Genomic DNA, 15,639 nt, shown 5'->3' with positions numbered 1-15,639 from the left:
GTCAAATTCCCAGAACGGTTTGGCGGCTGTTTTTAAAATTCAGGAGTACCTCGATGTTCGTGACACCGGCATACGCCCAAGGCATCGGCGGGGACTCGTCCGCAATGTTTATCCAGATCGTGCCGTTTGCTCTGATTTTCGTGATCATGTATTTTCTGATCATCCGGCCGCAGCGTACGCAGCTAAAGAAGCGCGGCGAGATGCTGGCGGCGGTTCGTCGCGGCGACACCGTTGTCACCGGCGGCGGCTTGGTCGGCAAGGTGACCAAGGTGATCGACGATAACGAGCTCGAGATCGACCTTGGCGGCGGCACCAAGGTGACGGCGCTGCGCTCGACGCTCGCCGACGTGCGCGTCAAGGGCGAGCCGGTGGCGAACCAGAACGCCAAGAAATAACCGAATTGTCGGCGGAACGATCCGCCAGTACGCCCGGACGGACGACGCCATATGCTTTATTTTTCGCGCTTCAAGATGATCCTGATCTGGCTGGCCGTGGCCGCCACAGTGGTCCTCGCTGCGCCCAACCTTTTTTCCGCCAGCACGCTGGCCAAGTTGCCCGACTGGGTGCCGAAGCGGCAGATGACGCTCGGCCTCGACCTGCAGGGCGGCTCGCACATCCTGCTCAGGATGGATCCGAACGATCTGATCAAGGACCAGCTGGAGACGACGCGCGACGAAATTCGAACGCTGCTGCGCAATGCCAAGGTCGGGTATACCGGCCTTTCCGGATCGGGCCGCAGCGTTCAGGTCCGCATCACCGATGCCAATCAGGTCGATGCCGCCAAGAATGCGTTGAAGACATTAACCGATCCGGTGCAAGCTGGCCTGTTCAGCGGCGGCTCCATCCGGGAGATGACACTGGATGAATCCCAGCCCGGCCTGCTCAAGTTCACCGTCACCGATGCCGGCATCAAATACCGCACCTCGGCGGCGCTGACGCAGTCGATCGAGGTCGTCGGTCGCCGCGTCAACGAGCTCGGCACCACCGAGCCGATCGTGCAAAGGCAGGGCGACGATCGCGTTCTGGTCCAAGTGCCGGGCCTGCAGGATCCGCAGCGGCTGAAGGAGATCCTCGGCCAGACCGCCAAGCTGACCTTCCAGATGGTCGACCAGTCGATGCCGGTGCAGGATGCGCTCAAGGGCCGCCCGCCGGCGGGGTCCTCGGTGCTCTATTCGCAGGACGATCCGCCCGTTCCCTATCTGATCGAGAACCGCGTCATCGTCTCGGGTGAAGACCTCGACAAAGCGAGTGCGACCTATAACTCCCAGACCAACGAGCCGGTGGTTTCGTTCACCTTCAATTCCAGGGGAGCGACGCGGTTCGGCCAGGCGACATCGCAGAATGTCGGCAAGCTGTTCGCCATCATCCTCGACAATCAGGTGATTTCGGCGCCGCAGATCCGCGAACCGATCCTTGGCGGCAGCGGCCAAATCTCGGGCAATTTTACTGCCGAGAGCGCCAACGACCTCGCCGTGCTGCTGCGTGCCGGCGCTTTGCCGGCGACCCTCACCGTGATCGAGGAGCGCACGGTTGGCCCTGGCCTCGGCCAGGACTCCATCCATGCCGGCAAGGTCGCCGGCATCATCGGGTCAATCCTGGTGGTGGCGTTCATGTTCGTCGCCTACGGTTTCCTCGGCTTCCTCGCCAACATCGCGCTGGCGGTGCATGTTGCGATGATCGTCGGGCTGCTGTCGCTGCTTGGAGCGACGCTGACCCTACCTGGTATCGCCGGTATCGTGCTGACCATCGGCATGGCGGTCGATTCGAACGTCCTCATCTATGAACGCATCCGCGAGGAGCGACGTGCCGGCCGCTCGGTCATTCAGGCGATCGATACCGGTTTCAGCAAGGCGCTGGCGACCATCGTCGATTCCAACGTGACCTCGCTGATCGCAACCGTGGTGCTGTTCTGGCTCGGAACCGGGCCGGTGAAGGGTTTTGCCGTCACCTATGCCATCGGCATCCTGACCACGGTCTTCACCGCCTTCACCTTCACCCGCCTGCTGGTGTCGATCTGGCTTCGCCGCGCCCGTCCGAAGGAGTTGCCGCGGGCGCCAGTGACGTTCATTCCGCCGGGAACGAAAATTCCGTTCATGGGCATCCGCCGCTGGACGTTCACACTGTCCAGCGTGCTTTCGGTGCTGTCGGTCATCGGCTTCATGACCATCGACATCAATTACGGCATCGATTTCAAGGGTGGCTCACTGATCGAGGTGCAGTCCAAGGCCGGCAATGCCGATCTGGCCGACATCCGCGGCAGGCTGACGGAACTCAATATCGGCGAGGTGCAGGTTCAGCAGTTCGGCGAGCCGAACGACGTGCTGATCCGCGTCGGTACGCAGGAGGGCGGCGAGAACGCCGAGCAGACCGTCATCGACAAGGTGCGCGGCGAGCTGCAGGACCAGTATGATTTCCGCCGCGTCGAAGTCGTCGGGCCGACGGTCTCGGGCGAGCTTGCCAAGCAAGGCACCATCGCCATGCTTGTCGCGCTGCTCGGCATCTTGATCTATGTCTGGTTCCGCTTCGAATGGCAGTTCGCGGTCGGCGCCATCGTTGCGACCGTGCACGACGTGGTCATGACGATCGGCTTCTTCGTCATCACCGGCCTCGAATTCAACCAGTCGTCGCTGGCGGCGATCCTCACCATCATCGGTTATTCGCTCAACGATACGATCGTCGTCTATGACCGTGTTCGCGAGGATCTGCGGAAATACAAGCGAATGCCGCTGCCGCAACTGCTGAACAACGCCATCAACGAGACGCTGTCGAGGACGACGCTTACCTCGGTGACGACGATCCTGGCGCTGCTGGCGCTGGTGCTGTTCGGCGGCGAGGTGATCCGCTCGTTCACCATGGCCATGCTGTTCGGCGTCGTGTTCGGCACCTATTCGTCGATCTTCATCGCCGCGCCGCTGCTCATCCTGTTCAAGTTGCGGCCGCAGGCCGCGGCGTCGGACGAGGAAAAGCCGGTGGGCGGCGGCAAAGCCATAGCCACCTGACGGCCTGCCGCACGGCTTGCCGCGCCAGTTAGAATCGGACCACCAGTGGCCAAAGGCATCGTCATCCGCGAGGCGCATTTCCCCGGCCGCGCACCGATCGAGGCTTACGGCAATGGCGGTTTCCGCTTTGCCGACATGTCGCATCGCGGCTCGCTGTTGTGCCTGCCTTCGGGCATCTATGGCTGGGAGCCGGCCGATCCGCTGGCGCTGAGGGCAGCGGATTTCACCAAGCTGTTCAACGAGGCCGCCAAGGTCGAGATCCTGCTGGTCGGCAGCGGCAAGGATCTGAGGCCATTGCCTGCAGCGCTGCGTACGGCACTGAAAGAAGCGGGCATTTCCGCCGATCCGATGTCGACGGGGGCGGCGGTGCGGACCTATAATGTGCTGCTGGCGGAAAACCGCGCCGTGGCCGCAGCGCTCATTGCTGTCGACTGACGTGGCCGAAAACACCAAACTCGTCATGGAGACGGTGCGTGCCGCCGACCATGACCGCTATCTCAGCGTGCTCTACGCGCCCGAGAACAAGCGCGACGCGCTGTTTTCGCTCTATGCCTTCAACGCCGAAATCGCCGGCATACGCGATCGCATCCACGAGGCGCTGCCGGGCGAGGTGCGGCTGCAATGGTGGCGAGACTTCATCGCCGCCGAAGAGGATCGGACTAAGGTCGGCCATCCCGTGGCGGACGCGCTGTGGGCGACTATTTCCGCTCACCGCCTGCCCAAGGCCGCTTTCGACAATATGCTCGAAGCGCGCATCTTCGATCTCTATGACGACCCGATGCCGTCGCGCACCGACCTCGAAGGCTATTGCGGCGAGACTGCCGCCGCGCTTATCCAGCTTGCGGCGATGGTGCTCGATCCGGTCGAAGCACCGCGCTTTGCCGAACTTGCCGGCAGGGCAGGTTGTGCGCAGGCGATGACCGGTCTCCTGCTTCTGCTGCCGCTGCATCGCAAGCGGGGACAGTGCTTTGTGCCGGCCGACATTTTGGCCGCGGCGGGATCGTCGCCGGAAGAGTTCGTTGCGGGCGATGGTGGGTCTGGAGCGCAACGTGCTGTCGCCGCGATGATCGCGCTGGCACGGGAACATCTTTCCGCCTTCGAGCAGGGGGCGTCCACCCTGCCGGTTTCACTGCGTCCGGCGTTTCTGCCGCTGGCGCTGACGGGCGCCTATCTCGACAAGATGGAGACTGCCCGCCGCTCGCCTCTCAAGGATATGGCTCGGCTCTCCGTCCTGCGCCGGCATTGGCTTTTGTTCCGGCGAGCGACGCGAGGCTGGCCGGCCGCATGAAGGCTGATGACCAATGAGGAAGTCCGGGGAGGCCGCTAAGCCTGGACTGCAGGCGGCGAGCAGCGCCCCGGCCGAGTAGTTTTTCATCACGATGGATTACTCGATCCGCCATCGCGCATCAGCGTCTCATAATCGCGACCGCCGTAGAAGATGTTGACGATGCGAACAAGATCGTCGCTGACAACATAGGCGATAATAGCCGAGTGCTCGAACGGCACCGTTCGCAACCCTGGTGCAATGTCATCGCGCGGCCGGCCGCCACGCGGTGCATTGCCGATGCTTCGGCAGCGATCTTCGATTCGAAGCACGAATTTCAGCGCTATGTCCGGATTTCCGCCGGCCTCGATGATGTGCTTGAAAATGTCAGCCAAATCGTTTCTGGCGGTTTCACGGTAGTCGACCTCAAGCCGCTGAATCATCAGCGCGGCCTGAATACCGAGCAAACAGTCCTCGGAGATGATCGCGCACCTCATCTCCGGTATAGCCAGGCCTCGTATCCTCGATCGACGCCTTTACACGCGCCCTGATCGAGGCCATGCGCTCGGCATGTTCTTCCTCCTCGCGCTGGAAGGCGCGAAGCGCTGCGCGGATGACTTCGCTGGCCGAACCGAAGGAGCCGTCTTCAACCTTTTCGCGGATCATACGCGCCATGGCGGGCGTTACGGTGATTGACAGTTTCTCAGCGGATTCCATGGAATTTGGCCTCGCGATACAAAGTAGGATGTTATCCTACTTCTGCGCCCCGCAATCCGCAAGCAGGGAGCTACTCCGCCGCTTCCGCCCGAAAAGGCAGCCCCAGCCATTCGCGGCAGTCGGCGAGCGCGCGCGATGTCACCGCATGCCGCTTGGCGACCGTCTTGTCCTTGCCGCGCAGCCGCTTGCCCTCGATCTTTGGCGCGTCCACGGGCGGGAACAGACCGAAATTGACGTTCATCGGCTGGAAGGAGCGCTTTCCCGGCTCGTCGTCGGAGACAATATGGCCACCAGTGATGTGGTTGAGCAGCGCGCCGAAAGCGGTGGTCAAGGGCGGCAGCGACGGCGCATGGCCAAGCCTTTCGGCGGCCGCGAAACGTCCGGCAAGCAGGCCGATGGCGGCGCTCTCGACATAGCCCTCGCAGCCGGTGATCTGGCCGGCAAAACGCAAGCCGGGCCGCGATTTCAACTGCAGCGACGCATCGAGCAGCGTCGGCGAATTGATATAGGTGTTGCGGTGCAGGCCGCCTAGGCGCGCGAACTCGGCGTTTTCCAGCCCGGGAATGGTGCGGAATACGCGCACCTGCTCGGCGTGCTTCAGCTTGGTCTGGAAGCCGACCATGTTGTAAAGCGTGCCCAGTGCGTTGTCCTGGCGAAGCTGGACGACGGCATAGGCCTTTACAGACGGATTGTGTGCATTGGTCAGCCCCATCGGCTTCATCGGCCCGTAGCGCAATGTCTCGACGCCGCGCTCGGCCATCACCTCGATCGGCAGGCAGCCGTCGAAATAGGGCGTGCCTTCCCACTGCTTGAATTCGGTTTTCTGGCCGTTGACCAGCGCCTGGATGAAGGCAAGGTACTGCTCCTTGTCCATCGGGCAGTTGATGTAGTCCTTGCCGGTGCCGCCGGGACCGACCTTGTCGTAGCGCGACTGGAACCAGCAGATATCCATGTCGATCGTGTCGAAATGGACGATCGGGGCGATGGCATCGAAAAAGGCGAGCGCGTCGGCGCCGGTTGCGTCCGCAATCGACTGGGCGAGCGACGGCGCCGTCAGCGGGCCGGTGGCAACGATCGCCTGGTCCCAGTCCGCCGGCGGCAGGCCGGGCAATTCCTCACGCTGGATGGTGATGAGCGGGTGGGCTTCGAGCTTTCTGGTCACCGCTTCGGAAAATCCGTCGCGGTCGACGGCCAGCGCACCGCCGGCCGGCACCTGATGCGCGTCGCCGGCGCTCATGATCAGCGAACCGGCCAGCCGCATTTCGGCGTGCAGCAGGCCGACGGCATTGGTTTGCGCATCGTCGGAGCGGAAGGAATTGGAACAGACGAGCTCGGCCAGCCCGTCGGTCTTGTGCGCATCGGTGCCGCGGACGGGACGCATTTCATGAAGGACAACGGGAACGCCGGCTTCGGCCGCCTGCCAGGCGGCTTCCGAGCCGGCAAGTCCGCCGCCGATAACGTGAATGGGGTTCTTGTCCATGAGCGCCGAAATAGTCGCTTGGCGCGAGGATTGCAATTGCCAGGGATCGCACCGCAAGTGGGCTGCCTAGGAAAGACCGCCCAAAACAACAACACCCGCCGAGGGAGGAGATCCGGCGGGTGTCGTTTTGTTGGTCGATCCTCGGGAGGAGGTGAAGATCGACCGTATTCGTCATTGCCGGGGAGGAGGTCGGCTTTAACGAAATTCTTTTCGCCATTTGAAGGGCGCGAAACCCTTTTAGAAACAACCTGGAAACAGCGCCCGCCGGGGGAGGAGGTCCGGCGGGCGCCGTTTTTGTGGTCAACCCTCGGGAGGAGGTGAAGGCTGACCGTATCCGTCAGGGTCGGGGAGGAGGTCGACCCTGGCGAAATTCTTGTTGTTAGATCGCCCTGCGAGCGACCATCTTGATCTCGTCGCGGACGATGCCGAGATCGTTGAGCTGGCGATTCGACAGGCGACCCAGCTCGGTAACCGTCTCGCGGTAGACGCGCCAGTTACGATAGTTGCGGATCAGGTTCATTGTCGTTCTCTTTTCAAAACTGGTTCGGACCATTTGCGGCCCGAAGGATTAGACCGCCTTGCGGGCGACGTAGTGAATGTCGCTGCGGCTGATGCCGAGGTCGGTCAGTTCACGGGTGCTCAGGCGGTTCAGCTCGGACACGGTGTCCCTATAGCGGCGCCAGTTGCGATAGTTGCGGATCAGGTTCATGGTAGTCTCGTTTCGTCTTTCTTTCGGATCATTCCGTCTTTGTGTGCACCGTGAAAATAGGTGAGGTTATATCGATTTAAAAGCGCTATTGGTGCATGGCAGCAATGCAAATTGTGCAATGCAGCATTAACGCGCGTCCGGTTTTCCGCCCAGATCGGAAAATGCCGTTAGGTCAAACGCTTGGCCGGACGAGCTAAAAGGACCAAGCAAAGGGGGAGGGGCATGGCGAGCTATTCGTCACGGGTCAGGTCGGATATCGCGCGATGGCAGCAGGCTGGCCTGATCGACGCGCCGACAGCCGATGCGCTGACGCGCGACGTCGAGGCAAACGAACGCAAATCGCTGAGTTTCGGCTCGATCCTGGCGATGATGGCGGCGCTGCTGTTCGGCGCGGCTATCCTGATCTTTATCGCCGCCAACTGGGAAGTCATCCCGCGGCTGGTGCGGGTCGCGGCACTTTTTGCCGTTATCCTTGCCGGCTATGTCGGCGGCGCGGTGCTGAAGATGCGCGACCATGCGGCGATCGGCGAAGCACTGTGGATCGTCGCGGCGGCGGCATTCGGCGGTTCGATCGCGCTGATCGGCCAGATGTATCATTTGTCGGGCGACGAGGCCTCGGCCTTGATCACCTGGGGCGCCGGCACGGCGCTGGCGGCGGTGGCGCTGCGCTCAAACCCGCTGACCGTCGCTGCCGTCGGCATCGCCGATGCCTGGCTGTTCCTGAGAGGGTTCGACTACTTCCGGCGCACGGAATTTCCGCATCTCTTCGTGGTCATGGCGCTAATTCTGTTCGCCGTTTCGTTCTGGACGCGCAGCCAGGCGGCGCGCCACCTGATCATCCTGTCGGTCCTTTTCTACCTCGTGCTGTTGGCCATGGAATACGACACGCTGCAAGTCGCCATCCCGCTCGTTGCCGCATCGGTGCTGCTTTTTACCGCTGCGATCTTTGCTGCCGGGCCGGTCGAGAGGGTTTTGCAACTCGGCGGCAGGTTGCCCTTGCACGCGCTGATCGGCTTTCTCACCGGCCTGGCGATGATCCAATTCGAACTGGCGGATGAAAGCAGCTACAATAGCGGCTTCGCCATTGCCTCGGCTGTTGCGCTGGCCGGCATCGTCGCGGCGATCGTGCTGGGCGGCCGCGAGAGCCGGGGACTGCGCTGGATTGCCTATGCGGGCTTCGCCTTCGAACTCGCCATCATCTATGTGGTGATGCTGCAATCAATGCTCGACACGGCAGGCTTCTTCCTTGCGGCGGCGGTGCTTCTCGCCGTTCTTGCTTTCATTATCATCCGCATAGAAAAGCGCATGAACGCCTCGAACATGACAGGAGCGGCGGCATGATGACCGGCAAAAGACTGATCATCTCGGCGCTGGTCCTGGCGCTCGTCCAGATCGGCTTTCTGAGCTGGATCATCGCCGGACGCGCGGCGATCCTGCGCGATGGCAAGCAGGTCCTGCTCAGGGTCGAGCCGATCGATCCGCGCGATCTCTTGCGCGGTGACTACATTCTGCTCGGCTACGATATTTCGCGCATACCGGTGAAGCTGATCGGCAACATTCCGGCCGGCAAGCTTTCCAGCGAGGAAACGTCGATCGTGGTCAGGCTGAAGCAGGGCGCCGACGGCTATTGGGGGCCGACCGCGGCTTGGTTCGGGCAAGCGCCGGCGCCGGCAGCATCCGATGAAGCCGATATCGTCGGACACGTCTCCGAGGGCTGGAATATCAGCCAGGGAGCAACGACGATCGCGCCGGATTACGGCATCGAGCGCTTCTATCTGCCGGAAGGCGAGGGGATGGCGATCCAGAACGACATGCGGGTGCGGCCGTTCGGCATCCGGGTGGCGATTGCGGCCAACGGCACCGCGCAGATCAAGGCGCTGGTGGACGGCGACAAGACACTGTTCGAGGAGCCGCTTTACTAGATCGCGCTACGGCCTTGGCAATGATCCTCCTTCGCCAAGGCTTTGGAGGAGCTTCGAGTGGCCTGCCACCCGAAGCTCGAAGAGCGAAGGATGGTGCGGATGAAGGGACTCGAACCCCCACGCCTTTCGGCACTGGAACCTAAATCCAGGGCGTCTACCAATTCCGCCACATCCGCATTGCCCGGCCAATCCCATGTAGCCATCATTCTGTCAATGTCAGAGCCCACATCGGCATCCTTGGCCGGAATGCAAAGATGGTTGAAAATCGGCCGCGCCTGTGACAAAAGGCGTGTCGAATGTGACGGGACGCGACGATCCGCTTCTGCAGAATGTGATAAGAAGTAGGAAAAACAAAGACTTATTCACATTTTGGAGCGTATTTCTGGAGGATTTGTGCCGCGTTGAGCGGACAGATCGCCAAGTCCCGCACCAAAAGCCATTCCCGGCAAGATCATACCGGCAGGCTGTAAACGGCAGGGGCCGTTTGACGGCCTCATTGGTGGAAACAAAGGTTTTATGATGCAGGTCACCGAAACGCTCAACTCCGGTCTCAAGCGCGAGATCAAGATCACCGTGCCGGCCGGTGACATGGAAGCCAAGCTGATGGCGCGGCTCTCCGACGCCAGGAACAAGGTCCGCATCAACGGCTTCCGCCCCGGCAAGGTGCCGGTGCAGCATCTGCGCAAGGTCTACGGCAAATCATTCATGGCCGAAGTGGTCAACGAGATTCTCAATGATTCGACCCGTTCGATCATCACCGGGCGCGGCGAAAAGGCCGCCATGCAGCCTGAAGTGATCATGACCGAGGACGAGAAGGAAGCCGAGAAGATCCTGGCAGGCGGTGCCGATTTCGAGTTCCGCCTGAACTATGAGGTCATTCCGCCGATCGAGATCAAGGATTTCTCCGACATCAAGGTGACGCGCCAGGTGTTCGACGTGCCGGATGAAGAGATCGACGAGCAGGTCAAGCGTGTCGCTGAATCCGCCCGCACTTACGAGCCGAAGACCGGCAAGGCCGCCGAGGGCGATCGCGTGACCATCGATTATGTCGGCAAGATCGACGGCGAAGCCTTCGGCGGCGGCGCCGGCACCGATCAGCCGCTGGTGCTCGGCTCGAAGGAATTCATCCCCGGCTTCGAGGACCAGCTGGTCGGCAGCAAGGCCGGCGACGAGAAGCAGGTCACGGTTACCTTCCCGGAAAACTACCAGGCGGCGCATCTGGCCGGCAAGGAAGCCACTTTTGACGTGACGATCAAGGAAGTGTCGAAGCCCGGTGCGCTTGAGATCAACGACGAGATGGCCAAAAATCTCGGCCTTGAATCGCTGGAGCGCCTGCGCGAGGTGGTGCGCGGTCAGATCGAGAACCAGTTCGGCTCGATAACGCGCCAGAAAGTCAAGCGGCAGTTGCTCGACCAGCTCGACGCTGCTTACTCGTTCGAGGCGCCGTCCAAGCTCGTCGAGGCCGAGTTCAACAACATCTGGAACCAGGTCAACCGCGACCTCGAAGCTGCTGGGCGCACCTTTGCCGACGAAGAGACGACGGAAGAAGAAGCGCGTGCCGAATACATGCGGCTTGCCGAGCGCCGCGTGCGTCTCGGCCTGGTTCTCGCCGAAATCGGCGAGAAGGCCGGCGTCACCGTGACGGACGAGGAATTGCAGCGCGGCCTGTTCGAGCAGGTGCGTCGCTATCCGGCCAACCAGCAGCAGGAAGCCTTCGAATTCTATCGCAATAATCCCGAAGCGCTGAACACGTTGCGCGCGCCGATGTTCGAAGAGAAGGTGGTTGACCATCTGCTCGGCCAGATTTCGGTCACCGATGTCAAGGTCAGCAAGGAAGAGCTGCTGGCCGACGACGAGGATACGGAGACAACCAAGGCCAAGCCGGCGAAGAAGGCGGCTGCGAAAAAAGCGGACACCAAGAAGGCCGACGACGACGCTGAAGAGCCGAAGAAAAAGGCCGCGCCGAAGAAGAAGGCCGCCAAGGACGCTGAATAACGTCCCTGCTGAATTCCGAAAGGCCGCCTTCTCGAGGCGGCCTTTTTCGTTGTGGCGCAGACGCAACGGATTTCACGCATCTGGCGGTCGAGGTAGCGATATGAAGCTTTGATGATTATCTGCGCTGGGTTGCTGACCGCAGCGGTTGTTGGAGGCATCGTTGAGACAGTTCTTCGGTATCGGAAGCGTGGCGGCGGCGTTCCTGCTTGCGTCGGTCTGCGGCATTGCCCAGGCTGATACGGTTCTCGACAACTGGCGGTTCGACAAGAGCAGCGATGGCCTTGTCACCGCCTCGCTTTACGCGACCAACAAGCTCATCACCGGTGGCGGCGCATTGAGCTACAGCCCGGTTTTGACGATCGCCTGCCGGACAGCCGGCGAACCGCGTTGGAGCGAATGGCTGCAACTGAGCGACACCGTTTCCGCCAGCCGAACCATCGCCATGTCGGTGACTGTCGGCCAATCCGGCAAGCTCAACGAAAGCTGGTCGGTCGGCCCGCGCAGCAGAATGCTGGTCCGCGACGGTGCCGACGGCATCAGGCGACTGATTTCCGCGGACCGGCTGCTGCTGTCCTGGCGGTTCGGGCTGCTGTCGGGGCGCGGCAAAGCCGAGTTTGACCTCACCGGAGTTGAAGAGGCGATCGGCCGGATCGCCGCCAGCTGCAACACCAAATTGCCTTGAGCAGATTGTCCGCATTAAACCTTTGCATGGCCGAACTCTACCTGCCGGCCGGGTTCTGTGGTATGTAGGTGCCGCAACCCCAGGCATTGGATATCCGTTCTGCCATTCAAGAGCGCATGCCAGCGGACTAAATGTCGGCCTGTGCAGGTCAGCCAGGGCAAATTGGCGATCAGGGAGGAAATGCCATGCGTGCCATTGTGTTTTTCATCATCATGTCCGTCGCCACCGTCATTGCCGGCCCCTCGCGGGCACAGGATGCCGCGGCGGGTGAGAAGGTCTTCGCCAAATGCAAGGTCTGCCATATCGCGGACAAGGATCAGAACAAGATCGGTCCGTCCTTGAACGGCGTCATCGGCCGAACGGCCGGCACGCATCCAGGGTTCAGCTATTCCAAGGCTATGACCGAGGCCGGAAAATCCGGCGTTAAATGGGACGAAGCCACGCTGACGACCTACCTTCGCGATCCCAAGGCGATGGTCAAAGGAACCAAGATGGCGTTTGTCGGCCTCAAGAAAGACGAGGACATCGCCAACGTCATTGCTTATCTGAAGCAATTCTCCACATAGCCCGGCTCTTCCGCCGGATCTTGGCATAGCAAACAGGTCGAGGCATAGCCTCGGCCGCAATCTGCCGGCAGTGTCGGTGGGAGGGCGGCTCGTTGCAAAAAAGACATTGGCCGGCTAGGCTGCCATTCCCATCGGTGGTCGTCTGAATGTCGACTGAAGAAAGCCGTCTCAAGGATACCGGCATCCGCCTCTCGGAGGCGACGGCGGGTGATTTCTTTGCGCTTTTGAAGCCACGCGTCATGGCGCTTGCCGTGTTTACTGCCTTCGTCGGCCTGATGATGGCGCCCGGCGTGATGAATCCAGTTATCGCCGTAATTGCCATCGGCGCAATCGCGGTTGGAGCGGGAGCCGCCGGCGCGCTCAATATGTGGTACGACGCAGACATAGACGCCTTGATGTCTCGCACGTCCAAGCGACCAATTCCGTCCGGTCGCGTCACGCCTGGCGAAGCTCTCAGCTTCGGTCTGGTGCTTTCCGCACTGTCGGTCATGACGCTCGGCGTGCTGGTGGGGTGGCTCGCCGCATCGTTGTTGGCGTTCACCATCTTTTTCTATGTTGTTATCTACACGATGTGGCTGAAGCGCTCGACGCCACAGAATATCGTCATAGGCGGCGCGGCAGGCGCCCTTCCTCCGGTGATCGGGTGGGCTGCTGCAACCGGCGCAATCGGCATTGAAAGTCTCATCCTGTTTCTGATCATTTTCCTCTGGACGCCGCCTCATTTCTGGGCGCTGGCCCTTTTCAAGGTCGGTGACTATGCCGCGGCGGGGGTCCCGATGATGCCGAATGTGGCCGGCCAGCACTCGACCAGAAAACAAATCTTCGCCTATTCGCTGCTCTTGGCGCCAATCGGCGTGCTTCCTTGGGGCTTCGGCTTCGCGAGCGGATATTACGGCACCGTTTCAGCCGCGTTGGGTGCAGGTTTCATTTGGCAGGCCTGGAAGGTTCTCGTCGCCGACAAGGAGATGAAGCCGGCAAAGGCACTGTTTGCGTATTCGATTGTCTATCTTTTCGCAATATTTGCGGCGTTGCTTGCCGACACCATTGTAATGCGAGTGATCGCTTCAGCCGACTATTGACCCCGGCTCAAAACATCACGTTGGCAGAGCACAAAATCCCAGCAACAGCAGAATAATGACGCCAAGGCCGAGTATGAGAACTGTCCTTCCGTCCATGACCTTCACCTTCGACTAGAAGAGCATATCGAAGAACGGCGTCCGTAGCTAGTCAGGCTACCCGGGAGCTCCTACTCCCGGGCCTTCCTACAAAGCGCGACAAGTCCCCCGCATGAGAGTATATTGATCATGGTGCAGGTCGCGGTTTGCGTGGGCCAATCATGCAGAACGGCAGCACCGTAAAACGCGACCTTACCGGACCTGGTCTGGAGGAATGGTCATGGCAAGCTTTCACGTGATAGCAGGCGCCAGCGAGACGCTGGAACACACCAGAATTCGAAAAATCGGTGTCTCCGATCTTTTTGATGCGCTCAGGCGTGGCGTCGATGATTTCATGGTCAAACCGTCGCACATCGTTTTTCTCTGCCTGATCTATCCGATTGCGGGAGTCGTGCTTGCTGTCTGGACATCAGGTAACAACACGCTGCCATTGCTGTTTCCGCTTGTATCCGGCTTTGCACTGATTGGTCCGTTCGCGGCGATCGGCCTCTATGAGATCAGCCGGCGACGGGAAGCCGGGCTCGACGCCTCGTGGAGGCACGCCTTTGAAGTCAGGAGTTCTCCGGCACTGCCGGCTATTGCAGCGGTCGGCGTCATGCTGCTTGCGATCTTTATCGCCTGGCTTTTGACGGCCCAGATATTCTACCAGACCCTGTTCGGCCCGGCGCCGCCGCAATCGCTGTCCAGCTTCATCAGTGAAATATTCGCCACGGGACGCGGCTGGACGCTCATCATCCTGGGTCACGCCATCGGCTTCGTGTTCGCCGCGGTTGTGTTGTGCACCACGGTCGTCGCATTCCCGTTGTTGCTCGACCGCGATGTCGGCGCCTACGAAGCCATCCACACCTCGGTGCGCGTTGTCCTGGCCAACCCGATCGTGATGGCCGTGTGGGGCCTTATCGTCGCCGTCGCCCTGATCGTCGGCTCGCTGCCAGTGTTCGCCGGGTTGGCAGTCGTGCTGCCGATCCTTGGTCATGCGACCTGGCATGTCTATCGGAAAGTTGTGGAATCGCCGCCGGCCACCAGACCGTGAGCTGAAAAAAACCTGCCCTGCGCGCACCGGTGAAAGTGCCGGTGCGGGCAGGGTGGGGCAGAGCTTTCAATAGGCCGGGTGGCTGAAACGGGCCTGGCGCGCGTCCTTTGTCAGGTCGCGGAAATCCTTGCCGCTCACATGCACCAGCGTCCTATGGTCACCGCCCTCGAAATAGACTTCGGGAGCGTCGCCGAGGCTTTCATCGAGGACCACTGGCACATCATAGGCAGCGCCGATCGGCGGCACAGCGCCGACATCGCAATCGCCGAACAACGAGACCACCTCGTCTTCGGAGGCAAGTCCAAGAGGCTTGTCCATGACATCCTGCAATGTCGCGAGTTCTATCCTGTGCGTGCTTGGAACCACGGCGAGCGCGTAGCCACGGTCGTGGTGAACGACCACCGATTTGGCCATTATGCTGCCAGGCACATGTGCCGCAATGGCGGATTGTCTGCTTGTCGCCGTGCGGTGATGCTCGACGGTGTCGTAGGAAATTCCTTTTCTGTCGATGAAGTCCTTCAGTCTGTTTGCGATGGTCATCTTGGGCGCCCCTTGCTGGTGTTCGCGACGCATGTGGAAACGCCGGCATTGCCTGTCGTTTCCGATACCAACAGAAATGGACCAGCCGTGGATTGTTTCAAGGCGAAGGCTCCAGGACCGGACCGCCTGGATCCGGATTGCATGTCAGGGCCCGGCCCCGAAAAACGCCATTCGGGTGAGAAGCGTGTAGTCCGCTTCGAAGACCATCATCGTCACGAACACCAGCACCAGCACCGGCGGCAGGATGATTGCATATGTCAGCGCCAGCCGTTCCCAGGCCATGTGCATGAAGATGGCGACGATCAGCCCTGCCTTGAGGATCATGAAGATCAGGATCAGCGACCATCTGAGATAGCCGTGGAGACCGAAATAGTCGACCAGATAGGAGCAGGTGCTGAGGATGAACAACCAGGCCCAGACCACCAGATAGAGCTTGATCGGGTGCTCTTGATGAACCTCCGCCGGGGTAAACCCGGTCGTCGTCGCATCATGGGTACGGGCGCTGTCCAGCGCATGCTGTCCCAGGCCGTTTGCGGTTGCTTCAGCCATGTCCTGCC

General features: G+C 61.0%; 18 protein-coding genes and 1 tRNA gene. 11 read left to right on the top strand and 8 right to left on the bottom strand.

Annotated elements, in window-relative coordinates; genetic code table 11:
- Positions 1-53 precede the first annotated feature (53 nt).
- From yajC to NKI58_RS15570, 4 genes are read left to right on the top strand one after another with little or no spacing between them, the layout of a single operon-like run.
- A complete protein-coding gene (gene yajC / locus NKI58_RS15585; protein ID WP_023678921.1) occupies positions 54-395 on the top strand; it encodes a preprotein translocase subunit YajC in 342 nt (113 codons plus the stop codon).
- Positions 396-446: 51 nt separating this feature from the next.
- Positions 447-2,999, top strand: a complete 2,553-nt coding sequence (secDF, locus tag NKI58_RS15580) for a protein translocase subunit SecDF (RefSeq protein WP_352786488.1) — start codon at positions 447-449, stop codon at positions 2,997-2,999.
- A 45-nt stretch (positions 3,000-3,044) separates the two neighbouring features.
- Complete coding sequence (locus NKI58_RS15575) at positions 3,045-3,434, top strand: Mth938-like domain-containing protein (RefSeq protein WP_352786489.1); 390 nt, start codon at positions 3,045-3,047, stop codon at positions 3,432-3,434.
- A gap of 25 nt (positions 3,435-3,459) precedes the next feature.
- Positions 3,460-4,287, top strand: a complete 828-nt coding sequence (locus tag NKI58_RS15570; RefSeq protein WP_502896954.1) for a phytoene/squalene synthase family protein — start codon at positions 3,460-3,462, stop codon at positions 4,285-4,287.
- Positions 4,288-4,373: 86 nt separating this feature from the next.
- Here the strand turns inward: NKI58_RS15570 and NKI58_RS15565 are convergent, their stop codons facing one another.
- The 5 genes from NKI58_RS15565 to NKI58_RS15545 all read right to left on the bottom strand — a co-directional run bounded on the left by NKI58_RS15565 (position 4,374) and on the right by NKI58_RS15545 (position 7,169).
- Complete coding sequence (locus NKI58_RS15565; RefSeq protein ID WP_198023610.1) at positions 4,374-4,706, bottom strand: type II toxin-antitoxin system RelE/ParE family toxin; 333 nt, start codon at positions 4,704-4,706, stop codon at positions 4,374-4,376.
- Complete coding sequence (locus NKI58_RS15560) at positions 4,690-4,980, bottom strand: type II toxin-antitoxin system ParD family antitoxin (protein ID WP_352786490.1); 291 nt, start codon at positions 4,978-4,980, stop codon at positions 4,690-4,692. The genes NKI58_RS15565 and NKI58_RS15560 overlap by 17 nt, the downstream gene beginning before the upstream one ends.
- Positions 4,981-5,050: 70 nt before the next feature.
- Positions 5,051-6,460 (bottom strand): methylenetetrahydrofolate--tRNA-(uracil(54)-C(5))-methyltransferase (FADH(2)-oxidizing) TrmFO, encoded by a 1,410-nt coding sequence (gene trmFO / locus NKI58_RS15555; protein WP_352635493.1) that lies wholly within the window; start codon positions 6,458-6,460, stop codon positions 5,051-5,053.
- Positions 6,461-6,839: 379 nt separating this feature from the next.
- Entirely contained in the window at positions 6,840-6,980 is a 141-nt protein-coding gene (locus tag NKI58_RS15550; protein WP_023678914.1) for a DUF1127 domain-containing protein, read from the bottom strand.
- Between the two features lie 48 nt (positions 6,981-7,028).
- Entirely contained in the window at positions 7,029-7,169 is a 141-nt protein-coding gene (locus NKI58_RS15545; RefSeq protein ID WP_023678913.1) for a DUF1127 domain-containing protein, read from the bottom strand.
- Between the two features lie 222 nt (positions 7,170-7,391).
- On the opposite strand from NKI58_RS15545, the gene NKI58_RS15540 reads away from it, so the two are divergent.
- Entirely contained in the window at positions 7,392-8,510 is a 1,119-nt protein-coding gene (locus NKI58_RS15540; protein ID WP_352680110.1) for a DUF2157 domain-containing protein, read from the top strand.
- Positions 8,507-9,091 (top strand): GDYXXLXY domain-containing protein, encoded by a 585-nt coding sequence (locus tag NKI58_RS15535; RefSeq protein WP_352587907.1) that lies wholly within the window; start codon positions 8,507-8,509, stop codon positions 9,089-9,091. Before NKI58_RS15540 ends, NKI58_RS15535 begins: the two co-directional genes overlap by 4 nt.
- Positions 9,092-9,182: 91 nt before the next feature.
- Here NKI58_RS15535 and NKI58_RS15530 read toward each other — a convergent pair.
- A tRNA-Leu gene (locus tag NKI58_RS15530) sits at positions 9,183-9,267 on the bottom strand.
- 343 nt (positions 9,268-9,610) lie between these two features.
- Between NKI58_RS15530 and tig the strand changes: the two genes are divergently transcribed.
- The 5 genes from tig to NKI58_RS15505 all read left to right on the top strand — a co-directional run bounded on the left by tig (position 9,611) and on the right by NKI58_RS15505 (position 14,542).
- Positions 9,611-11,086, top strand: a complete 1,476-nt coding sequence (tig, locus tag NKI58_RS15525; protein ID WP_023678910.1) for a trigger factor — start codon at positions 9,611-9,613, stop codon at positions 11,084-11,086.
- Positions 11,087-11,246: 160 nt separating this feature from the next.
- On the top strand, positions 11,247-11,768 hold the full coding sequence (locus NKI58_RS15520) for a hypothetical protein (protein WP_023678909.1): 522 nt from the start codon (positions 11,247-11,249) through the stop codon (positions 11,766-11,768).
- Between the two features lie 212 nt (positions 11,769-11,980).
- Positions 11,981-12,334: a c-type cytochrome gene (locus tag NKI58_RS15515; RefSeq protein ID WP_502898825.1), complete on the top strand. Its 354-nt coding sequence runs from the start codon at positions 11,981-11,983 to the stop codon at positions 12,332-12,334.
- 146 nt (positions 12,335-12,480) lie between these two features.
- On the top strand, positions 12,481-13,413 hold the full coding sequence (locus tag NKI58_RS15510) for a heme o synthase (RefSeq protein ID WP_023678907.1): 933 nt from the start codon (positions 12,481-12,483) through the stop codon (positions 13,411-13,413).
- 316 nt (positions 13,414-13,729) lie between these two features.
- On the top strand, positions 13,730-14,542 hold the full coding sequence (locus NKI58_RS15505; RefSeq protein WP_023678906.1) for a DUF2189 domain-containing protein: 813 nt from the start codon (positions 13,730-13,732) through the stop codon (positions 14,540-14,542).
- A 66-nt stretch (positions 14,543-14,608) separates the two neighbouring features.
- On the opposite strand, the gene NKI58_RS15500 is transcribed toward NKI58_RS15505, so the two are convergent.
- Both NKI58_RS15500 and NKI58_RS15495 read right to left on the bottom strand, forming a co-directional pair.
- Positions 14,609-15,082, bottom strand: a complete 474-nt coding sequence (locus NKI58_RS15500; RefSeq protein WP_023678905.1) for an aminoacyl-tRNA deacylase — start codon at positions 15,080-15,082, stop codon at positions 14,609-14,611.
- A gap of 144 nt (positions 15,083-15,226) precedes the next feature.
- Positions 15,227-15,631 carry a cytochrome C oxidase subunit IV family protein gene (locus NKI58_RS15495; RefSeq protein ID WP_023678904.1) on the bottom strand — a complete coding sequence of 135 codons (405 nt, stop codon included), beginning with the start codon at positions 15,629-15,631 and terminating at the stop codon, positions 15,227-15,229.
- Positions 15,632-15,639 lie beyond the last annotated feature (8 nt).

The sequence above is a fragment of the Mesorhizobium sp. M0522 genome (assembly GCF_040321085.1).
Taxonomy (GTDB): domain Bacteria; phylum Pseudomonadota; class Alphaproteobacteria; order Rhizobiales; family Rhizobiaceae; genus Mesorhizobium.
Note: the sequence above shows the minus strand (reverse complement) of the source record. Positions and strands in the feature narration are given on the sequence as shown.

Bases quoted from the DNA above. Each gene is read 5' to 3' on its own strand.
- yajC (WP_023678921.1), top strand. From the start codon at position 54: ATGTTCGTGACACCGGCATACGCCCAAGGCATCGGCGGGGACTCGTCC.
- secDF (WP_352786488.1), top strand. From the start codon at position 447: ATGCTTTATTTTTCGCGCTTCAAGATGATCCTGATCTGGCTGGCCGTG.
- NKI58_RS15570 (WP_502896954.1), top strand. From the start codon at position 3,460: ATGGAGACGGTGCGTGCCGCCGACCATGACCGCTATCTCAGCGTGCTC.
- NKI58_RS15565 (WP_198023610.1), bottom strand. From the start codon at position 4,706: ATGATTCAGCGGCTTGAGGTCGACTACCGTGAAACCGCCAGAAACGAT.
- NKI58_RS15560 (WP_352786490.1), bottom strand. From the start codon at position 4,980: ATGGAATCCGCTGAGAAACTGTCAATCACCGTAACGCCCGCCATGGCG.
- trmFO (WP_352635493.1), bottom strand. From the start codon at position 6,460: ATGGACAAGAACCCCATTCACGTTATCGGCGGCGGACTTGCCGGCTCG.
- NKI58_RS15550 (WP_023678914.1), bottom strand. From the start codon at position 6,980: ATGAACCTGATCCGCAACTATCGTAACTGGCGCGTCTACCGCGAGACG.
- NKI58_RS15545 (WP_023678913.1), bottom strand. From the start codon at position 7,169: ATGAACCTGATCCGCAACTATCGCAACTGGCGCCGCTATAGGGACACC.
- NKI58_RS15540 (WP_352680110.1), top strand. From the start codon at position 7,392: ATGGCGAGCTATTCGTCACGGGTCAGGTCGGATATCGCGCGATGGCAG.
- NKI58_RS15535 (WP_352587907.1), top strand. From the start codon at position 8,507: ATGATGACCGGCAAAAGACTGATCATCTCGGCGCTGGTCCTGGCGCTC.
- tig (WP_023678910.1), top strand. From the start codon at position 9,611: ATGCAGGTCACCGAAACGCTCAACTCCGGTCTCAAGCGCGAGATCAAG.
- NKI58_RS15515 (WP_502898825.1), top strand. From the start codon at position 11,981: ATGTCCGTCGCCACCGTCATTGCCGGCCCCTCGCGGGCACAGGATGCC.
- NKI58_RS15510 (WP_023678907.1), top strand. From the start codon at position 12,481: ATGTCGACTGAAGAAAGCCGTCTCAAGGATACCGGCATCCGCCTCTCG.
- NKI58_RS15505 (WP_023678906.1), top strand. From the start codon at position 13,730: ATGGCAAGCTTTCACGTGATAGCAGGCGCCAGCGAGACGCTGGAACAC.
- NKI58_RS15500 (WP_023678905.1), bottom strand. From the start codon at position 15,082: ATGACCATCGCAAACAGACTGAAGGACTTCATCGACAGAAAAGGAATT.
- NKI58_RS15495 (WP_023678904.1), bottom strand. From the start codon at position 15,631: ATGGCTGAAGCAACCGCAAACGGCCTGGGACAGCATGCGCTGGACAGC.